At 60.4% G+C, this 17,241-nt stretch carries 16 protein-coding genes; 5 read left to right on the plus strand and 11 right to left on the minus strand.

Going from position 1 to position 17,241, the window contains the following annotated elements; translation table 11 throughout:
• Positions 1-123 precede the first annotated feature (123 nt).
• From Q0O99_RS04415 to Q0O99_RS04430, 4 genes are all read right to left on the minus strand, one after another.
• Positions 124-3,003 carry a ribonucleoside-diphosphate reductase subunit alpha gene (locus Q0O99_RS04415; protein WP_293749141.1) on the minus strand — a complete coding sequence of 960 codons (2,880 nt, stop codon included), beginning with the start codon at positions 3,001-3,003 and terminating at the stop codon, positions 124-126.
• Positions 3,004-3,449: 446 nt separating this feature from the next.
• A complete protein-coding gene (gene ampD, locus Q0O99_RS04420) occupies positions 3,450-4,040 on the minus strand; it encodes a 1,6-anhydro-N-acetylmuramyl-L-alanine amidase AmpD (RefSeq protein ID WP_293749143.1) in 591 nt (196 codons plus the stop codon).
• A gap of 78 nt (positions 4,041-4,118) precedes the next feature.
• Positions 4,119-4,358, minus strand: coding sequence for a PP0621 family protein (locus tag Q0O99_RS04425; protein WP_293748967.1), 240 nt, complete (start codon positions 4,356-4,358; stop codon positions 4,119-4,121).
• Positions 4,355-5,158, minus strand: a complete 804-nt coding sequence (locus Q0O99_RS04430) for an inner membrane protein YpjD (RefSeq protein ID WP_293748968.1) — start codon at positions 5,156-5,158, stop codon at positions 4,355-4,357. Before Q0O99_RS04430 ends, Q0O99_RS04425 begins: the two co-directional genes overlap by 4 nt.
• 79 nt (positions 5,159-5,237) lie before the next feature.
• Here Q0O99_RS04430 and ffh point away from each other — a divergent pair, with 79 nt between their 5' ends.
• Positions 5,238-6,620, plus strand: coding sequence for a signal recognition particle protein (ffh, locus tag Q0O99_RS04435; RefSeq protein ID WP_293748970.1), 1,383 nt, complete (start codon positions 5,238-5,240; stop codon positions 6,618-6,620).
• 116 nt (positions 6,621-6,736) lie between these two features.
• Here ffh and Q0O99_RS04440 read toward each other — a convergent pair whose 3' ends face one another.
• From Q0O99_RS04440 to Q0O99_RS04450, 3 genes are read right to left on the minus strand one after another with little or no spacing between them, the layout of a single operon-like run.
• Positions 6,737-7,066 (minus strand): 2Fe-2S iron-sulfur cluster-binding protein, encoded by a 330-nt coding sequence (locus tag Q0O99_RS04440; RefSeq protein WP_293748972.1) that lies wholly within the window; start codon positions 7,064-7,066, stop codon positions 6,737-6,739.
• A gap of 36 nt (positions 7,067-7,102) precedes the next feature.
• Complete coding sequence (locus tag Q0O99_RS04445) at positions 7,103-8,584, minus strand: glutamine synthetase family protein (RefSeq protein ID WP_293748974.1); 1,482 nt, start codon at positions 8,582-8,584, stop codon at positions 7,103-7,105.
• A complete protein-coding gene (locus Q0O99_RS04450; protein ID WP_293748976.1) occupies positions 8,581-9,972 on the minus strand; it encodes an aromatic ring-hydroxylating dioxygenase subunit alpha in 1,392 nt (463 codons plus the stop codon). Before Q0O99_RS04450 ends, Q0O99_RS04445 begins: the two co-directional genes overlap by 4 nt.
• A 191-nt stretch (positions 9,973-10,163) precedes the next feature.
• Between Q0O99_RS04450 and Q0O99_RS04455 the strand changes: the two genes are divergently transcribed.
• Positions 10,164-10,559 (plus strand): gamma-glutamylcyclotransferase, encoded by a 396-nt coding sequence (locus Q0O99_RS04455; RefSeq protein ID WP_293748978.1) that lies wholly within the window; start codon positions 10,164-10,166, stop codon positions 10,557-10,559.
• A 40-nt stretch (positions 10,560-10,599) separates the two neighbouring features.
• Here Q0O99_RS04455 and miaB read toward each other — a convergent pair whose 3' ends face one another.
• From miaB to Q0O99_RS04475, 4 genes are all read right to left on the minus strand, one after another.
• A complete protein-coding gene (miaB, locus tag Q0O99_RS04460) occupies positions 10,600-11,961 on the minus strand; it encodes a tRNA (N6-isopentenyl adenosine(37)-C2)-methylthiotransferase MiaB (protein ID WP_293748980.1) in 1,362 nt (453 codons plus the stop codon).
• Between the two features lie 191 nt (positions 11,962-12,152).
• Entirely contained in the window at positions 12,153-12,470 is a 318-nt protein-coding gene (locus Q0O99_RS04465) for a type II toxin-antitoxin system RelE/ParE family toxin (protein WP_293748982.1), read from the minus strand.
• On the minus strand, positions 12,467-12,748 hold the full coding sequence (locus Q0O99_RS04470; protein ID WP_293748984.1) for a YlcI/YnfO family protein: 282 nt from the start codon (positions 12,746-12,748) through the stop codon (positions 12,467-12,469). The genes Q0O99_RS04465 and Q0O99_RS04470 overlap by 4 nt, the downstream gene beginning before the upstream one ends.
• A gap of 30 nt (positions 12,749-12,778) precedes the next feature.
• On the minus strand, positions 12,779-13,354 hold the full coding sequence (locus Q0O99_RS04475) for a DUF2889 domain-containing protein (protein ID WP_293748986.1): 576 nt from the start codon (positions 13,352-13,354) through the stop codon (positions 12,779-12,781).
• 60 nt (positions 13,355-13,414) lie between these two features.
• Here Q0O99_RS04475 and Q0O99_RS04480 point away from each other — a divergent pair, with 60 nt between their 5' ends.
• From Q0O99_RS04480 to Q0O99_RS04490, 3 genes are all read left to right on the plus strand, one after another.
• Positions 13,415-14,986 (plus strand): acyl-CoA synthetase, encoded by a 1,572-nt coding sequence (locus tag Q0O99_RS04480; RefSeq protein ID WP_293748988.1) that lies wholly within the window; start codon positions 13,415-13,417, stop codon positions 14,984-14,986.
• Positions 14,987-15,214: 228 nt separating this feature from the next.
• Complete coding sequence (locus tag Q0O99_RS04485; RefSeq protein ID WP_293748990.1) at positions 15,215-16,018, plus strand: GntR family transcriptional regulator; 804 nt, start codon at positions 15,215-15,217, stop codon at positions 16,016-16,018.
• Positions 16,019-16,037: 19 nt separating this feature from the next.
• Positions 16,038-17,240, plus strand: coding sequence for an ABC transporter substrate-binding protein (locus tag Q0O99_RS04490; RefSeq protein WP_293748992.1), 1,203 nt, complete (start codon positions 16,038-16,040; stop codon positions 17,238-17,240).
• Position 17,241 lies beyond the last annotated feature (1 nt).

Genomic DNA, 17,241 nt, shown 5'->3' on the forward strand with positions numbered 1-17,241 from the left:
AATTATGAAAGCATGACCACAAATTGCAAAGCCGTTCGCCTATTTAGGACACCAGCAATGCATGAAGTGTTGTTCCATTGCATCGAACAGCGCACTCAAGTGCGCTGCTGTGTGTAAGGCCCATCACTGGCAAGCTTCGCAACCTGGATCGTCGATGGCGCAGAACTTGATGTCGGTGGCTGGAGTCGTGGCCATTTGCGCTTGTGCAGCAGCGACAGCGGCCTCGATGGCACTCATGCCAACACTGGGCGCACCCGATGCCGACACGGCATTGTGCGAGCCTGAACTGACCGTGGATTTCTCCACTTGTGTGGCGCTGGATGTCCGCAGATAGTAGGTGGTTTTCAGGCCGCGTAGCCAAGCGAGTTTGTAGGTGTCGTCGAGTTTTTTTCCCGAGGCGCCGGCCATGTAGATGTTGAGCGATTGTGCTTGGTCAATCCATTTCTGGCGACGTGCCGCTGCTTCAACCAACCAGGTCGTTTCAACTTCAAAAGCGGTGGCGTACAAAGCCTTGATGTCTTGCGGCACACGGTCAATGGGGCGCAGAGAACCATCAAAGTGTTTGAGGTCCATGACCATCACGTCGTCCCACAGGCCGAGGCGTTTCAAGTCACGCACCAAGTAGCCATTGATGACGGTGAATTCACCAGACAGGTTGGACTTGACGGACAGGTTGCCAAAGCAGGGCTCAATGGAGGCATCCACGCCAATGATGTTGGAGATCGTGGCGGTGGGGGCAATGGCCACGCAATTGGAGTTGCGCATGCCGTCAGCCTGGATCTTCAGGCGCAATGCATCCCAGTCCATGGTGGCCGAGCGGTCGACTTCCACATAACCACCGCGCTCGCGGGCCAGCAGATCGATGGTGTCCAAAGGCAAGATGCCTTGGTCCCACAAAGAGCCCTTGTAGCTGGAGTACTGGCCACGTTCTTTGGCCAGCTCAGTCGAAGCCCAGTAAGCGTAATAGCAAATGGCTTCCATTGACTGGTCGGCAAAATCCACGGCCTGTTGTGAAGCGTATGCGATGCGCATTTCGTACAGTGAATCTTGGAAAGCCATCAGGCCCAAGCCCACCGGGCGATGGCGGATGTTGGAGTCACGGGCTTTTTTGACAGCGTAGTAGTTGATGTCGATCACGTTGTCCAACATGCGCATGGCTGTGGAAATGGTTTTCTTGAGCTTGTCGTGGTCCAGCACTTTGCCGTTGGCGCTGTCTTTGAGGTGGCGCGACAGGTTGACCGAGCCCAGGTTGCAGACGGCGGTTTCGGTGTCGCTGGTGTTGAGCGTGATCTCGGTGCACAGGTTGGAAGAGTGCACCACGCCAGCGTGTTGTTGGGGTGAACGCACGTTGCAGGCGTCTTTGAATGTGATCCAAGGGTGGCCGGTTTCAAACAGCATCGACAGCATCTTGCGCCACAGGTCATTGGCGGGCAGTTTTTTGCTGGGCTTGATTTCACCGCGCTCTGCTTTGGCTTCGTAAGCGGTATAGGCCTTCTCAAAGTCTGCACCAAATTTGTCGTGCAGATCGGGGCAGTCTGAGGGCGAGAACAAAGTCCAGTCACCTTTTTCCATGACGCGGCGCATGAAGAGATCTGGGATCCAGTTGGCGGTGTTCATGTCGTGCGTACGGCGGCGGTCGTCGCCGGTGTTTTTGCGCAGCTCCAGGAATTCCTCGATGTCCAGGTGCCAAGTCTCTAGGTAAGTGCAGACCGCACCTTTGCGCTTGCCGCCTTGGTTCACCGCCACAGCCGTGTCGTTGACGACCTTCAGGAAGGGGACCACGCCTTGCGATTCGCCGTTGGTGCCCTTGATGTGCGAGCCCATGGCGCGAACGCGTGTCCAGTCGTTGCCCAGACCACCTGCAAACTTGGACAGCAGGGCGTTTTCCTTGATGGATTCATAAATGCCATCCAAGTCGTCGGGCACAGTGGTCAGGTAGCAGCTGGACAGTTGGGGGCGCAAAGTGCCGCTGTTGAACAAAGTGGGGGTGGACGACATGAAGTCGAACGACGACAGAATTTCATAGAACTCGATGGCGCGCGCTTCGCGGTTGACTTCGTTGATTGACAAACCCATGGCCACGCGCATGAAGAAAGCCTGGGGCATTTCGATGCGTTGCTTGCGCACATGCAGGAAATAACGGTCGTACAGGGTTTGCAGACCCAGGTAGTCGAACTGCAGGTCCCGCTCGGGCTTGAGGGCTTCGGCCAGTTTTTTCAGATCAAACTGTGCGAGCTTGGCGTCGAGCAGGTCGTTGTCGATGCCTTTTTTGATGAACTGGGGGAAGTAGTTGATGTATTCCTCGGCCATTTGGTCTTGTGCCACTTCCTTGCCCAGGATTTCCTTGGCAATGGTGTGCATCAGCAGGCGCGCGGTGACGTAGGTGTAGTCCGGGTCTTTTTCAATCAGCGTGCGCGATGCGAGGATGGAGGCCTTGTACACCTCTTCCATGGGCACACCGTCGTACAGGTTGCGCATGGTCTCGGCCAGGATCGGCTCGGGGCTCACGTCTTTGCCCAGGCCGGCGCAGGCGTTGACCATCAAGGATTTGAGGTAGTTCAGGTCCAGTGCGATGCGCTTGCCACCGTCCAAGACATGCAATGAAGGCTCCTTCACGACCGCCGCGGCTTGCTGGTTTTGCTGTGAGCGCTCTTGCGTGCGACGCTCCCGGTACAGCACATAGGCCCTGGCCACTTCATGGTTGCTGCTGCGCATCAGGCCCAACTCGACCTGATCTTGCACATCTTCGATGTGAAAAGTGCCGCCACCGGGGCGGGAGCGCATCAGGGCGCGCACCACGTTCTGGGTCAATTCTTCGACCACTTCACGGACACTGGCGGACGCTGCGCCTTGAGTGCCGTGCACCGCCAGAAAGGCTTTCATCATGGCCACGGCGATCTTGTTGGGCTCAAAAGGCACCACTGCACCGTTGCGGCGGATGATCTGGTAGTGGTTGAGGGGGTGCACCGTGGCAGCACCAAACCGGTCTACAGGCAGGTTCATCAGGCCGGAAGAAGTGGCGGGGATGGTCAGGTCAATTTGCATGGTCATTTTTGTAATGATGGTCTGGGTTGTACAGGTCAAAAAGGCTTGAAATACCGCTCTGGCATGTTCGTGAGAATTTGTACCAGACACTATATCTGGTGTCCGGGGTTATGACAAGCCACTACAGGTAGTGTACGGGCTCTGATCAGAGCCCTGGAGTGAATGCGCTGGGTGTTCCTTGGCTCAGGCGCCACGCATGGGTTTTCAGAGGCTGAAAAAAGCCTCTGAAAATCAACCAATCAGGGGTTTTGCAGACCAATGCCAGTCGCAATGCGACTTCCGAAGGCTTTTCTTTCTCAATCGCCCGATTTCACTTCTGTACCAGATGACCAGGCCGTGGACTTCAACTGGTAAAAAAATTTTTAAAACGTAAAAAAAGCTAAAAATTATTTTTTTCTGTCGCATCAAAAACACACAGGAAAACAGTGATCGGGCAGTTGGAGGGTCGCTTTCAGGCGTTGCCAGTCAAAGCCCGTTCCCGGATCGCCTTTGCGGCCTGGCGCAATGTGCTCATGGCCCGCCACATGTGCAATGGGATAGTGCCGATGCAAGTCCAGGCACAGCCGACTCAGTTGCTCATACTGGGCGTCCTCGAACACATCGCCCTCCAGGCCCTCGAGTTCGATCCCGATCGAGTCGTCATTGCATTGGGGGCGTCCTCTGTATTCGGACTGTCCGGCATGCCAGGCCCGATCGTCGGCGCTGACAAATTGCCACAGGCGCCCGTCACGCCGGATATAGAAGTGCGAGGACACCTGCAGGCCCCGGATTTGTGAGAAGTACGGGTGGGCCTCCCAGTCGAGCTGGTTGGTGAACAGCGCGTGCACCTCCTGGCCGCCGTAATGGCCGGGCGGCAGGCTGATGGAGTGGATGACGAGCAAATCGATGCAGGCGCCTGGGGGCCTGGGGCCAAAGTTGGGCGAATCCAGCCTTTGAGCGCCAGCGTGCCAGCCGTGGTCCCAAAGGCTGGTGGGTTCAGCGGGATGGTCGGGCATGGCTGGGCCAGGGCGTTGGGGGTCGGCGTGGGCCATGAATCTTCAGCTCTCTCGGCGCAGCAAGCAGGCCCCGGTTTGTCACACGGGGTTGCGGTCTTGTGCAGCTGCGCGGTGCTCGGCGCTGCAGTACAGGCCTTTTTCACCCGTGACGGCTTCGTCTTGCGGCAAGTGGATGCCGCAATGCAGGCAGACCGCCATGTTGGTGGGTGTGGCCGGGGCTGGGGGCTGTGCTTTGGGAGCGTCTGATTTGACGCGACGGCTGCGCTTGAAAGCCCAGATGGCCAGCACAATGACCAAGAGCCAAATCAGGTATTTCATCCCACGCGTCCCATCAAGACTTCCAATACAAAGCGCGAACCCGCGTAAGACAGCAGCAGCAAGCCCGCGCCGATGTAGAGCACCCGCACGGCGCGGCGGCCCCGCCAGCCCCATTGGCTGCGGCCCACCAGCAAGGTGGCAAAGGTGATCCAAGACAGGACGGCAAAGACGCGTTTGTGGTCCCAGCGCCATGGGTTGTGGCCTTGGCCATACAGGGCCTCGCCAAACAGGGCGCCTGCCACCAAAGTGGCCGTCAACAGCACAAAGCCGGCGGTCACAAAGCGAAAGGTCAGGCGCTCCAGTGTCAACAGCGGCAAACCGCTGGAGCCTTCTTGCGCCTGGCGGATGTCATGTTCCGTGCGGGTCATCATCCAGGCGTGCACCACCGCCGCGGCAAACATGCCATAGGCCGACAAACCCAGCGCAAAGTGAAGGGGCAACCAGGCTGACGCCTGGGTGGTGAGCAAGGCTCCTGGAAACACCCAGGCCATCACCACGGTGACCGCCCCCAGGCCACCCACCGCCCAGCGCACCTTGAGTTTGGGGAAAAACTGGGTCTCAATCATGTAAGCCAAGACCACCAGCCAAGCGGTGACCGACAAAGCCGGGGCAAAACCGAAGCGTACCGGCCCCAGCAGCAGCAGCAGCAAGCTGATGGCGTGCAAAACCCAAGCCAGCCAAAGCAGGCGGCGTGCGTTCACATCACTCAGGTGGCGGGGCACCAGAGCGGGTAAGGCATAGGCAAAGGCTGCCAATGCCGAGAAGGGCAGCGTCCACAAAGGTGCACTCGCTAAAATCATGGCTCCGAGTTTAGCCTTTCAGGCGCGGCCGCTGGGGCTTCGCCATCCCGCTTGACCGGTTTTTCCTGGATTCCCCCCCATGGCCTCCGCCCTGACCGATAAACTCTCACGCCTAGTAAAGACCCTCAGCGGACAGGCCCGCATCACCGAATCGAACGTGGCCGACATGCTGCGCGAGGTGCGCATGGCTTTGCTCGAAGCCGACGTGGCCTTGCCGGTGGTGCGCGATTTCATTGCCCGTGTGAAAGAAAAAGCCCTGGGTCAGGAAGTCATGGGTTCTTTGAAGCCAGGCCAAGCGCTGGTGGGTGTGGTCAACCGCGAGTTGGCCGCCACCATGGGCGAGGGCGTGTCGGACATCAACCTGGCCGCGCAGCCGCCTGCCGTGATCCTGATGGCCGGTTTGCAAGGTGCCGGTAAAACCACCACCACCGCCAAGCTGGCCAAGCACTTGATTGAAAAGCGCAAAAAGAAAGTGCTGACCGTCTCGGGCGACGTGTACCGCCCCGCCGCCATAGAGCAGCTCAAGACCGTCACCGCGCAAGCCGGCGCTGACTGGTTTCCCAGCACGCCCGACCAAAAGCCCATCGACATCGCCCGCGCCGCCATCGATTACGCCCGCAAGCACTTCTTTGATGTGTTGCTGGTCGACACTGCGGGCCGATTGGCGATTGACGCAGCTCTGATGGCCGAGATCAAAGCTCTGCATGCCGAATTGAAACCGGTCGAAACCCTGTTCGTGGTGGACGCCATGCAGGGCCAGGACGCGGCCAACACCGCCAAGGCCTTCAGCGACGCTTTGCCTTTGACGGGCATTGTGCTCACCAAACTCGACGGCGATTCACGCGGTGGTGCAGCCCTGTCGGTGCGCCAGATCACGGGCGTGCCCATCAAGTTTGCCGGTACCAGTGAAAAAATTGATGGCTTGGAAGTGTTCGACGCCGAGCGTCACGCGGGACGCGTGCTGGGCATGGGTGACATCGTGGCCCTGGTCGAGCAGGTCACGGCAGGCGTGGACATGGAGGCTGCGCAAAAGTTGGCGGCCAAGGTCAAGAGCGGTGGTGGCTTTGATCTGAACGACTTTTTGGCGCAGATCCAGCAGATGAAGCAAATGGGCGGGTTGTCGAGTTTGATGGACAAGCTGCCCAGCCAGATGAGCGCCAAGGCAGCGTCGATGGACATGGGCAAGGTCGAAAAAGACATCGGCCGCAAGCAAGGGATCATCCACAGCATGACGCCAAAAGAGCGCAGCAAACCCGAGCTGATCAAAGCGACCCGCAAGCGCCGCATCGCAGCGGGCGCTGGCGTTCAGGTTCAAGACGTCAACCGCATGCTCAAAGAGTTTGAGCAGATGCAGGACATGATGAAGAAAATGTCCGGTGGCGGCATGATGAAAATGATGAAGCGCATGGGGGCCATGAAAGGCATGATGGGCGGCGGCGGCTTTCCCGGCATGCCGCGCTGAAGCGCCCCCGACAACCATCGTGCCGACACCCCGTAGGTCGGGGCTTCAGCTCCGACGCTGCTGGTTGATGCGCAGGCTGCATGTCGGGGCTGAAGCCGCCGACCTACAAATACTGTTCAATATTGGCTTGCGGGAAGCTTCACCTGCAGGCCGTCCAGCGCCTCGGTCAGCATGATCTGGCACGACAGGCGGCTGCCCAGTTCACGCGTTTGGGCGGTGAAGGCCAGCATGCCGTCCTCATCGCTGCCCATGGGTGGCAGCTGCTTCAACCAGTCTTCATGCACCACCACATGGCAGGTGGCGCAGGTCATCAACCCACCGCAATCGGCCTGGATGCCCGGCACATTGTTGTCAACAGCGGCTTGCATCAGGCTTTGCCCAGGCTGGGCTTGCAGGGTGAGCGGGGCTTGTGCGGGGTGGTGGGCTTGCATGTGGATCGTGATCATCAGTGCATCGCGCTCAATCGCGCTTTCTAGGGGTTGTTAAATTCGGCCGAAGTATTCGCGCTTGTGAAACTCCGTCGCATCTTCGGCCTGGGTCAAGCGCCGGTGCTCGGCCAGCTTGATGGTGCTGTAGTAATCCACCAAGGGCTGGTCCAGGGCTTGGCACAAGACCGTATCTTGCTGCAGCGCTTGCACCGCATCGGCCAAAGACGTCGGTATGGAGGCAGCGCCTGCAGCATAAGGCGTTTCGGTGGCTGGCGGCGCTTGCAGCCGCGCGTCCACGCCATGAAGCCCCGCATGAATTTGCGAGGCCATGTACAGATAAGGGTTGGCCGCTGGTTCGCCCAAGCGGTTTTCAATGCGGGTAGCACTGTCGCCCGGCGCGCCGATGACACGCAGCATGGCGCCCCGGTTGTCGCGCCCCCACAAAATCGACTGCGGCGCCATGGCGTTGGGCCGAAAGCGCCCATAGCCATTGCTGGTGGACGTGCACAGGGCGGTGAGCGCCGGGGCGTGCGCCAACAAACCGGCCAGCCAGAACGCACCCGCATCGCTCAGCACCTGCTTTGCATCGCGAGCGCTGCTGCCCGGGGCGGGTGTGTCGCGCATGAACACATTGCGGCCCGTGCCCAACTCGCAGACCGATTGGTGCAGGTGCCAGCCGCTCGACATGATGTGTTCAAACGGCGGGCGGCACATGAAGGTGGCGTGGTAACCGGCGCGGCGCAGTGCTTGGCGCGTGGCGTTGCGAAACAGCACCATGTGGTCGGCGGCGGTCAGCGCATCGCTCACGTCAAACACCGCTTCAACCTGGCTGGGTCCGAGTTCGATTTCCAGCGAGATCAGCGGCAGGCCCAGCGCCTGCGCGGTGCGCTGCACGATGCGCAGCGGCTCTTCGGCCCGGTCCATCCATCCTTCGGTCAGCAAGTTGTAGCCCGGGTGGATCAGGCTGACTTCGGGCGCGGGGCCGGGCCAAGCGGCGCGGTCTGGGTCCAGGTCTGGCCCGAGCAGCGGGTCTTTCAGGCGGTAGATGTGGAATTCGATTTCAAGCCCGCAGCGCATGTGCCAGCCGCGATCGGCCAAGCGCTGCACGGCTTGCTGCAGCACATGGCGCGAATCGAGTGGCACGATGCGGCCGTCGGCGAAGTAGGGTTGGCACTGCAGCCAGCCGGTCTTGTCGGCCCAAGGCAGCACATGCCAGCTGGCCGGGTCGGGCATGAGCGTGAAATTGCTGGCCCCGGCAAAGCCAGGCAGGGTCTCGTCGATGCCCGACTCGAACACCTTGAAGGCGGTGCGGTCCGAGCTGTCTTTGAGCAGCAAGGTGCTGACCATGCCGATGCCGTTGGCCAGCGCTTGGCGCAGTTGCGAAGCCACGAGGGTCTTGCCGCGCACCACGCCGTGCAGGTCGCACCAGCTCAAGCGGATCAGCTCGATGTCCGAGGCTTCGACCTGCCGCACCAATTGCGCGCAAGCCGCTTGGCGTTCGCGGCTGTGCAGGCCGCAACGTTCAGCGAAGCTCATGCCGCACTCGTGTCGGCTGGGGTGGGCGCATGGCCTGGCAGGGCGGCATCCCACTGTGCACCGCTGCGTTTGGCGTCGCAGGCCTCGCGCCACCATTGCGGCCATTGTCCGCTGGGGGCGATGCCGTCCACCGTGTCGGGGCCGGTGCGCTGGCTGGCCACGGCGTGTTGTGCAAAGCCGGGCGGCAAGCCCCCAGCCTGCACCGTCTCGATGGCTTTGAGCAAGATACGGCGGTTGGCCATGATCACTTTGTCACTGGTGCCTAGGTGCTCGCGGGTGCGGTCCTGGATCGCGCCCATGCTCTCGCAGGCCCACTGGTCGTGCACATTGATGTCGTCTTCGCCCATGCCCAGGAAGGTGCGGGTCATTTGCTCCTCGGGGTTGAAGCCCCAGTGGTTGTGTTGGCCCACTTTGGGGATGTAGTCGGGCAGGGTAACGGAGGGCAGACGCTGGCTGCGCATGGCCTCTTTGTCCACCGGCCCGGCAAAGCTGGTGAACACCGAATACCAATAGGTGTGCGTGTCGTCCACCGGCACATGCATCTGCGTGATGGTCATGGTCTCGGACAAGGGAATCACAAAAGTGTGCGGAAACAGCGCATTCGTCACCCGCACATGCGTGAGCGCTTCGTTGATTGGGCGCAGGGCCGTCAAACGCAGACCAGAGTCGGTGGGCTCAAATGAAATTTCGGGCTGGTCCAGCTCGCGCATCACCCGCGTCATGGGCCAGCGCTCGCCTTGCACATCGCCCGCGCTCGCGCCCCGAAACTGGCGGCCATAGCTGCCTTCGAGCGACGCGTCCTCAAAAAATCGGTGCAGATAAGACGCGTGCGCCGGGTCAATGCCCACCTCAAACGCCTGCAACCAGTTGCAATGCCACAGCCCTTTGAAAGCGAAGGTGTGGCTGGCCGGCGCGCTGAAAGCATCGATGGCGGGCAGCGGTGGCGGTGTTTGGCCGTCAGGGCCGAACCAGCCAAACACAATGCCGCTGCGCTCAATGATCGGGTAGCTGCGCTGGCGCACACGGTTGCACAAGGTGCTGCCGTTGGGTTCGGCAGGCGTTTCGATGCACTGGCCCGTGACGTCAAACTTCCAGCCATGAAAAGGGCATCGCAGGCCATCGCCTTCGTTGCGGCCAAAGGCCAGGTCGGCCCCGCGGTGCGGGCAGTCGCGGTCCAGCAAGCCATAGTCGCCCTGCGCGTTGCGAAACAGCACCAGGTCTTGCCCCAAAATGCGCACGGCTTTGACGGGGCGAATCGCCATGCGCGGGTCGAGCGCGGGGTTGAACTCGTCCACCAGCGCCACGGGCTGCCAATAGTGGCGCATCACTGCGCCGCAGGGCGTGCCCGGCCCAATGCGGGTGATCAGTTCGTTTTGCGCTGCTTTCATGGGGGCCTCTGGCTTGCGCCTTGTGTCTGCCATTGGCGTGCGTCCACATGGGTGGACCACGCAAGTCTCTGGCCGATCAGTTTAAACGGCTGTGTGGGCGGGTCCTGCCAACAGGCGACACAGTGAGTGGGGCTTGATGCGTGTCAATTTTGGACTGACCATAGTGACCGAATTGACGCAAAATCCACCCCATGACACACGCTCTTTTCATCTACGGCACCTTGATGCCCGGTCTGCGCCTAGAGGCCGAATTGCTCGGCGCCCGCTTTGTGGGGCCAGCCCATATCGCGGGTCGATTGATCGATGTGGGCCATTACCCCGGGCTGCTTCAGGGCGACGGGCCAGTCACTGGCGAAGTCTATGAGGTCGATGACGCGCATCTGACCCGTCTGGATGGGGTCGAAGGCGTGGTGCCTGGCGACCGCGACGCGTCTCAATACTGGCGCGAAGAAGTGACCGTACTCAGCGGCCCGCTGCAAGGCCAGAGGGTGCAGACCTATGTGTACAACGGCCCTGTGGATGGCTGCGTGCCCATTCCACATGGTGACTACCGACGCTATATCCGCGAAGTCGGGCGTGAGTCTTGATCCCTCGCAGGTCGGCAACTTCAAGTTCGTCATGCCCGCCTCAATCGCGGATCACCAACTCCCCGCGCAGCGAGTGCGACAGGCCTTGGGTGATGCGCACATCCGCCATTTGACCGATCAGGCGGTCCATGTTCGGGCCGCCGGGGAAGTTGACCACCCGGTTGCACTCGGTACGGCCAGCCAACTCGGTGGCGTCCTTGCGTGATGGGCGCTCCACCAAAATGCGCTGCACCGTGCCCACGCGGCTTTCGCCGATGCGCTGCACGTTGGCTTCGATGGTGGCTTGCAGGTGGTGCAGGCGGCGCAATTTTTCGGCGTGTGGCGTGTCGTCGTGCAGGTTGGCCGCAGGTGTGCCGGGCCGGGGGCTGAAGATGAAGCTGAAGCTGGTGTCAAAGCCCACATCGGTGATCAGCTTCATCATCTTGTGGAAGTCGTCCTCGGTCTCGCCGGGGAAGCCCACGATGAAATCGCTGCTGAGCGACAGGTCGGGGCGGATCGCTCGCAGCTTGCGGATCGTGCTCTTGTATTCCATGGCGGTGTAGCCGCGCTTCATGGCCATCAAGATGCGGTCCGAGCCGTGCTGCACCGGCAAGTGCAGGTGGCTCACCAGTTTGGGGATTTTTTCGTAAGCGTCGATCAGGCGCTGGGTGAACTCATTCGGGTGGCTGGTCACGTAACGGATGCGCTCGATGCCCGGCATGTCGGCCACGTACTCCAACAACAAGGCAAAGTCGGCAATCTCCACAGCGCTTGTGCTGTTTGTGATGGTGTTGCCACCCACCTTGCCTCGGTAAGCGTTCACATTCTGGCCCAGCAGGGTGATCTCTTTCACGCCCTGCGCGGCCAGACCGGCGATTTCGACCAGCACGTCGTCAAAGGGGCGCGACACTTCTTCGCCCCGGGTGTAGGGCACCACGCAGTAGCTGCAGTATTTGCTGCAACCTTCCATGATCGACACAAAGGCGGTGGCGCCGTCCACCTTGGCGGGGGGCAGGTGGTCGAACTTTTCAATCTCGGGAAAACTGATGTCCACTTGCGGGCGCTGCTTGCGCTCACGCTCATTCAGCAGTTCGGGCAGGCGGTGCAGGGTTTGCGGGCCAAATACCACGTCCACATAAGGTGCACGCTTGATGATCTCGGCACCCTCTTGGCTGGCCACGCAGCCGCCCACGCCAATCAGCACGCCCTTGGCTTTCAGGTGCTGCACCCGGCCCAGATCGCTGAACACTTTTTCTTGCGCCTTCTCGCGCACCGAGCAGGTGTTGAACAAAATCAGATCGGCCTCGTCCACGTTTTGTGTGGGCTCATAGCCTTGCGCCGCGCCCAGCACATCGGCCATCTTGTCTGAGTCGTACTCGTTCATCTGGCAGCCAAAGGTTTTGATGAAGACCTTCTTGCTCATGCGGCCTCCACGGAGTCAAGGGAGGTGATGAAGTCAAGGCAAAGCAAAGGACGCCCGAAAAGGGCCAAAGTGCAGCGGTTCATGGTGTAGATCCAGAGGCTGTTGAGGGGAAGCGCTTGGGGCGCTGGGAGGGGGGATTATCGCAGGGGCAGCATGGCCGATGTCGTCTTGGCATTGCCTGGTTGAACTGCTCAGTGGTAGTCGTCTTCGCGCTGGTGGCGAATGGCACCGACGATGACCGTGGTGTCGTTGATGATTTCAAAGAGCGCCACATAGCCTGTGCTGCCAAAAGCGATGATCAATTCGCGAGTAAAAGGGCTGTCTCCGACTTTGCGACATACAAAAGGCGATGTTTGTAACAGGCCAATGCCAGCATGTATGGCATGTCTCGCTTTTTCGGGGATAGCCATATCCCCGGTTGGACTGTCCAGCTCGCGCTGGATCAGGAAATCAAAAATTCGCTGCAAATCTTCATTGGCAGCGGCGCTGAACTGAACTGTGAAGTTCATGCTTTGCGTTGTGCCAGGGTCTTGCGTGCTGCAGCCAGTTTGGCATCGAGTTGGGCCAAGACATCATCAGCGGCGATGCCGTTGACCAAACGCTGAGTTTCCTCAATGGCTGCCATGCCACGGCGCACAAACTCGGTTTGGTTTTGTCGCTTCAAAACGATTTGGCGAACCGCGTTTTCAACGAATTGAGAAAGTGACTCGCCTTGTTCAAGGACGCTCTCGATTTCGCCCCTAAAGGCCGGGGCCACACGGATGGGGGGAATGGTGGCTGTTTTCATGGATGAATTGTATTGCAAATGCAATTCGCATTATTCCGAATTCACCTTCGGCTTGAAAAACATCGGGTATGCCCTTTGCACCGTCGGGCTGTCATAGGCCCAACTGTGGCATTGGCCCAGGAAATAGGGCGCTTGGGTCATTTCGGGGTGGGGCTGGCCTGCCAGTTCGCGGCGCTGCCATTGGCCTGAGGGCAGGGTCTGGTAAGCGGCCGTGGCCATGTTGAACAGCATCTCGCGAAGATGGGTGCAGCCGTCGGTGCCGCCCACGTGCTGGTTGATGAGCTTGCGCCAGCCCGGGCCCATGGTGCAACCGATGAGCTTGTGCATGCCATGTGGCGCGCCAACGCATTCTTGGTGAGGGATGTTGTCCATGGAGGTGGCGACGTCCTGGATGACCATCTGGTCGTTGAGCGTCACGCGAATTTTCAGGCCGTGGATCGGCTCATCGCCGGGGAAAAGCCGTTCGTTGGGCACCTGAAAACTGAAGGTCTTGACGTCGGTCAGCTCGGCTTCGATGTCCCACAGTCCGTCTACGCGGTCATAGCCTTGGTACACCACGGTTCGCGTATGCGACAGTTTTCGGGGGGAGGGTGGTGGAAGTGCCAATGGAATTCTCGCGGGTCTGGTGTTCAATCTTCCGATCATATCCACGCAGGAGCCCTGAACATGTCGCACGCTGTCACCACCGCTATTCACCCTGTCGTTCGCCGCCAGACGATTGCCGATGCCCTGCGCCGCACTGCGATCCGCTTGCCCGCCAAGACCGGCATCGTGTGTGGCAGCACCACCTGGTCGTATGCCGAGTTCGATGCGCTGGTCTCGCGCCTGGCCGCAGGCCTGGCCCGCATCGGCGTGGCCGAGGGTGACAAGGTGGCCGTGCTGGCGCGCAACTCGCACGGTTTTGCGGCGCTGCGCTTTGCGCTGGCCCGCCGGGGCGCGGTCATGGTGCCGATCAACTTCATGCTCAAGGCCGAAGAAGTGGCTTACATCTTGCGCCACGCAGGCGCCAAAACCTTGGCCACCGACAGTGGCTTGGCCGAGCTGGCGCAGGCTGCAGCCAAGCTTGACACGCAGGTGCAGCAGTTCATTTGGCTTCCATCCGAAGACCCGAGTCAGCCGGTGGCGGGCATGCACAGCTTTGACACGCTGGTGGCCTGCCCCGATGCGCTGCCCGATGTGCAACTGGGCAGCTACGACGTGGCGCAGATCGTGTACACCAGCGGCACCGAGTCATCGCCCAAAGGCGCGCAGCTCACCCACGACGCCGTCATGTGGCAATACGTCAGCTGCGTGATCGACGCCGAAATCGCCGAGCAGGATGTCGCCCTGCATGCGCTGCCGCTGTACCACTGCGCCCAGCTCGATGTGTTCTTTGGCCCGGCCATTTACATGGGCAGCACCAACGTCATCACGTCCAAGCCCACCCCCGACAACCTGCTGCCGATGCTCGAAAAGTTCGGCATCACCAGCTTCTTTGCGCCGCCCACGGTGTGGATTGCGCTGTTGCGCTCGCCCCTGATGGACGCGGGAAAACTGGCCAAGCTGGCCAAGGGTTACTACGGTGCGTCCATCATGCCGGTGGAGGTGCTGAAAGAGTTGGCGTCGCGCCTGCCCAAGGTGCGCTTGTGGAACCTGTATGGCCAAACCGAAATCGCGCCGCTGGCCACCCTGCTCGGCCCAGACGACCAACTGCGCAAGCTGGGTTCATGCGGCAAGGCGGTGCGCAACGTCGAAACCCGCGTGGTGAACGACGACATGCAGGATGTGGCCGTGGGCGAGGTCGGTGAGATCGTGCACCGCTCCCCGCATTTGATGCTGGGCTACTTTCACGACGACGAGCGCACCCGGGCGGCGTTTGAGGGTGATTGGTTCCACAGTGGCGATCTGGGCATGATCGATGACGAGGGCTACATCTCTGTGGTGGACCGCAAAAAGGACATGATCAAGACCGGCGGCGAAAACGTAGCCAGCCGCGAGGTCGAGGAAATGATTTACCGCTTGCCACAAGTCAGCGAAGTGGCGGTGATCGGCCTGCCCGACCCGAAGTGGGTCGAGGCCGTGACGGCCGTGATCGTGGTCAAGGCCGGGCAGACGCTCGATGAAGCGGCGGTGATGGCGCATTGCGCCCAACACATGGCGGGCTTCAAGACACCCAAGCGCGTGGTCTTCACCGATACGCTGCCCAAGAACCCGAGCGGCAAACTGCTCAAGCGGGATTTGCGGGTTCGTTATGCGTGAGGCGTTGGGCGTTGAGCGCGAGGCGGCCTGTCTGTCTTCCCGGACTTGATCCGGGATCCAGGTATTCAGGATTGCTCAAGGGAAGCGAAAGCATGGACCCCGGCTCGGGGGCCGGGGTGACAGGTATGAAGAGGTGCATGTACCAAGGGAAATCCCTGATCAAATGTCCTATGCATAAGACTTGATTGTCCTATTGACAGAACAATGGGACTGTTTGACCATAGTGTCATGGATGCCCATCTGCCTTTGCCCAAGTACCACCAGGTTTATCTGGTGCTGCGTGAGCAGTTGCGCGAAGGCCGGTTCGACCAGGGTTTGCCGGGCGAGTTGGCCTTGATGGGGCAGTTTGGTGTGGCGCGTGTCACGGTGCGCCGGGCCTTGTCGCAGTTGGCCGAAGAGGGCCTGATTCAGCGCGAACCCGGGCGCGGCACGCGGCCCGTCGCGGCGCGGGCGCAACAGGTGCAGATGCAAGCCTCCACCATGGCCTCTGGCCGGCAGGCGCGCTTGACCGGTTTGCTGGAGAACCTGGTCACCATGGGCATGCGCACCAAGGTCAAGGTGCTGAGCGTGGAGCACATGCGTGCGCCCGTGGATGTCGCTGCAGCATTGAAGTTGCCCGCCATGAGCATGGTGCAAAAAGCCGAACGCGTGCGCAGCACACCCGAGGGCCCGCTGTCGCACATCACCACCTGGGTGCCCGATGCGATTTCTTCGGGGTTTGGCAAGCGCGAATTGGCGCAAAAACCCATTTTGGTGCTGCTCGAAGAATCGGGCGTCAAAGTGGGCCGGGCCGAGCAAACCATCTCGGCCCGTTTGGCCGATGTGGGCATGGCCCAACACCTGGATGTGTCCGTCGGATCGGCCTTGTTGGCGGTGCGGCGTTTGATTTACGACGAGGACGAACGTCCCGTCCAATGGCTGCATGGCTTGTACCGACCGGACCGGTACGAATACCAGATGCAGTTATCCCGCGTTGGCAGCATCGATGCCAAGGTGTGGGTAAGCCAAGAGCTGTCCGCCAACTTTCATTAACTTTTTCAAGGATGTTCTCATGACCTCACGTCGCACTTTCATGGGCCAGTCCGCTGCTGCGGCCTCGGCTCTCGCCTTTCCACTGGTGGGCGGGGCGCAGCCCAAGCCCATCAAAGTGGGTGTTTTGCACCCGGTGACGGGTGCCTTGGCTTACTCGGGCCAGCAGTGCCGCATGGGTGCATTGATGGCCATCGAAGACATCAACAAGGCCGGCGGCATCAAGTCGCTGGGCGGCGCCAAGATCGAAGCCCTGCTCGGCGATGCGCAGTCCAGCCCGCAAGTGGGCACGGCTGAAATCGAGAAGATGAACGAAGCCGGTGTGAGCGCCGTGGTCGGGGCCTTCGCCTCGGCCATTTGCCTGGCCACCACGCAAGCAGCTGCCAAATACAACCTGCCCCATGTGGTCGATGTCGGCGTGGCCGACCAGATCGTCGAGCGCGGTCTGAAAAACACCTTCCGCTTTGGCCCGGGTTACAAAAAGTGCGCCGAAGTGGCCGTGTCCAGCTTGCATGTTTTGAACACCGCTGCAGGCAAGCCCGCCCGCACCGTGATGATCGTGCACGAAGAGTCCTTGTTCGGCACGGGCACGGCCAACTTGCTGGCCAAAGAACTGCCCGGCTACGGCTACGAGGTGAAAGAAATCATCAAGCACGCCAACCCCACGCGTGACTTCAACAACATTGCGCTGCGCATCAAGCAGGTCAACCCCGACATACTGATCCCGGCCAACTACTACAACGAATATGCCTTGCTGGTGCGCACTTTGCAGCAGCAAAAAATCACACCCAAGGCCATTTATTCGGTGCTGGGCGGCGCGGCGTCGAGCTACAAGTTCGTCAAGGAATTCCCAGAAGCGGCCAACGGCATCATCGACTGCAACCACTGGTTCAATCCCAAGGACAAGCGCTCGGCCGAGTTGCGCAAGCGCGTGGAAGCGCAAGGCCAGTTCTTCAGCTACGAAGTGTTCATGACCTACACCGCCATGATGCTGCTGGCCGATGCGATTGAGCGCGCCAAGTCCACCGACCGCGCCGCCATCATCGATGCGCTGGCTTCAAGCAAGTTCTCCAACCACATCATGCCCTACGGCCCCACGCAGTTTGTCAATGGCCAAAACATCGGCGCACAGCCTTTGATGACCCAGGTCCACAAAGGCGACATCAAGGTGATCGTGCCGCGCGATTACCGTGAAATTGAACCCATCTTCCCACTCAAGGGCTGAT

It is taken from the genome of Limnohabitans sp. Rim8, from assembly GCF_945901735.1.
Lineage (GTDB): Bacteria > Pseudomonadota > Gammaproteobacteria > Burkholderiales > Burkholderiaceae_C > Limnohabitans_A.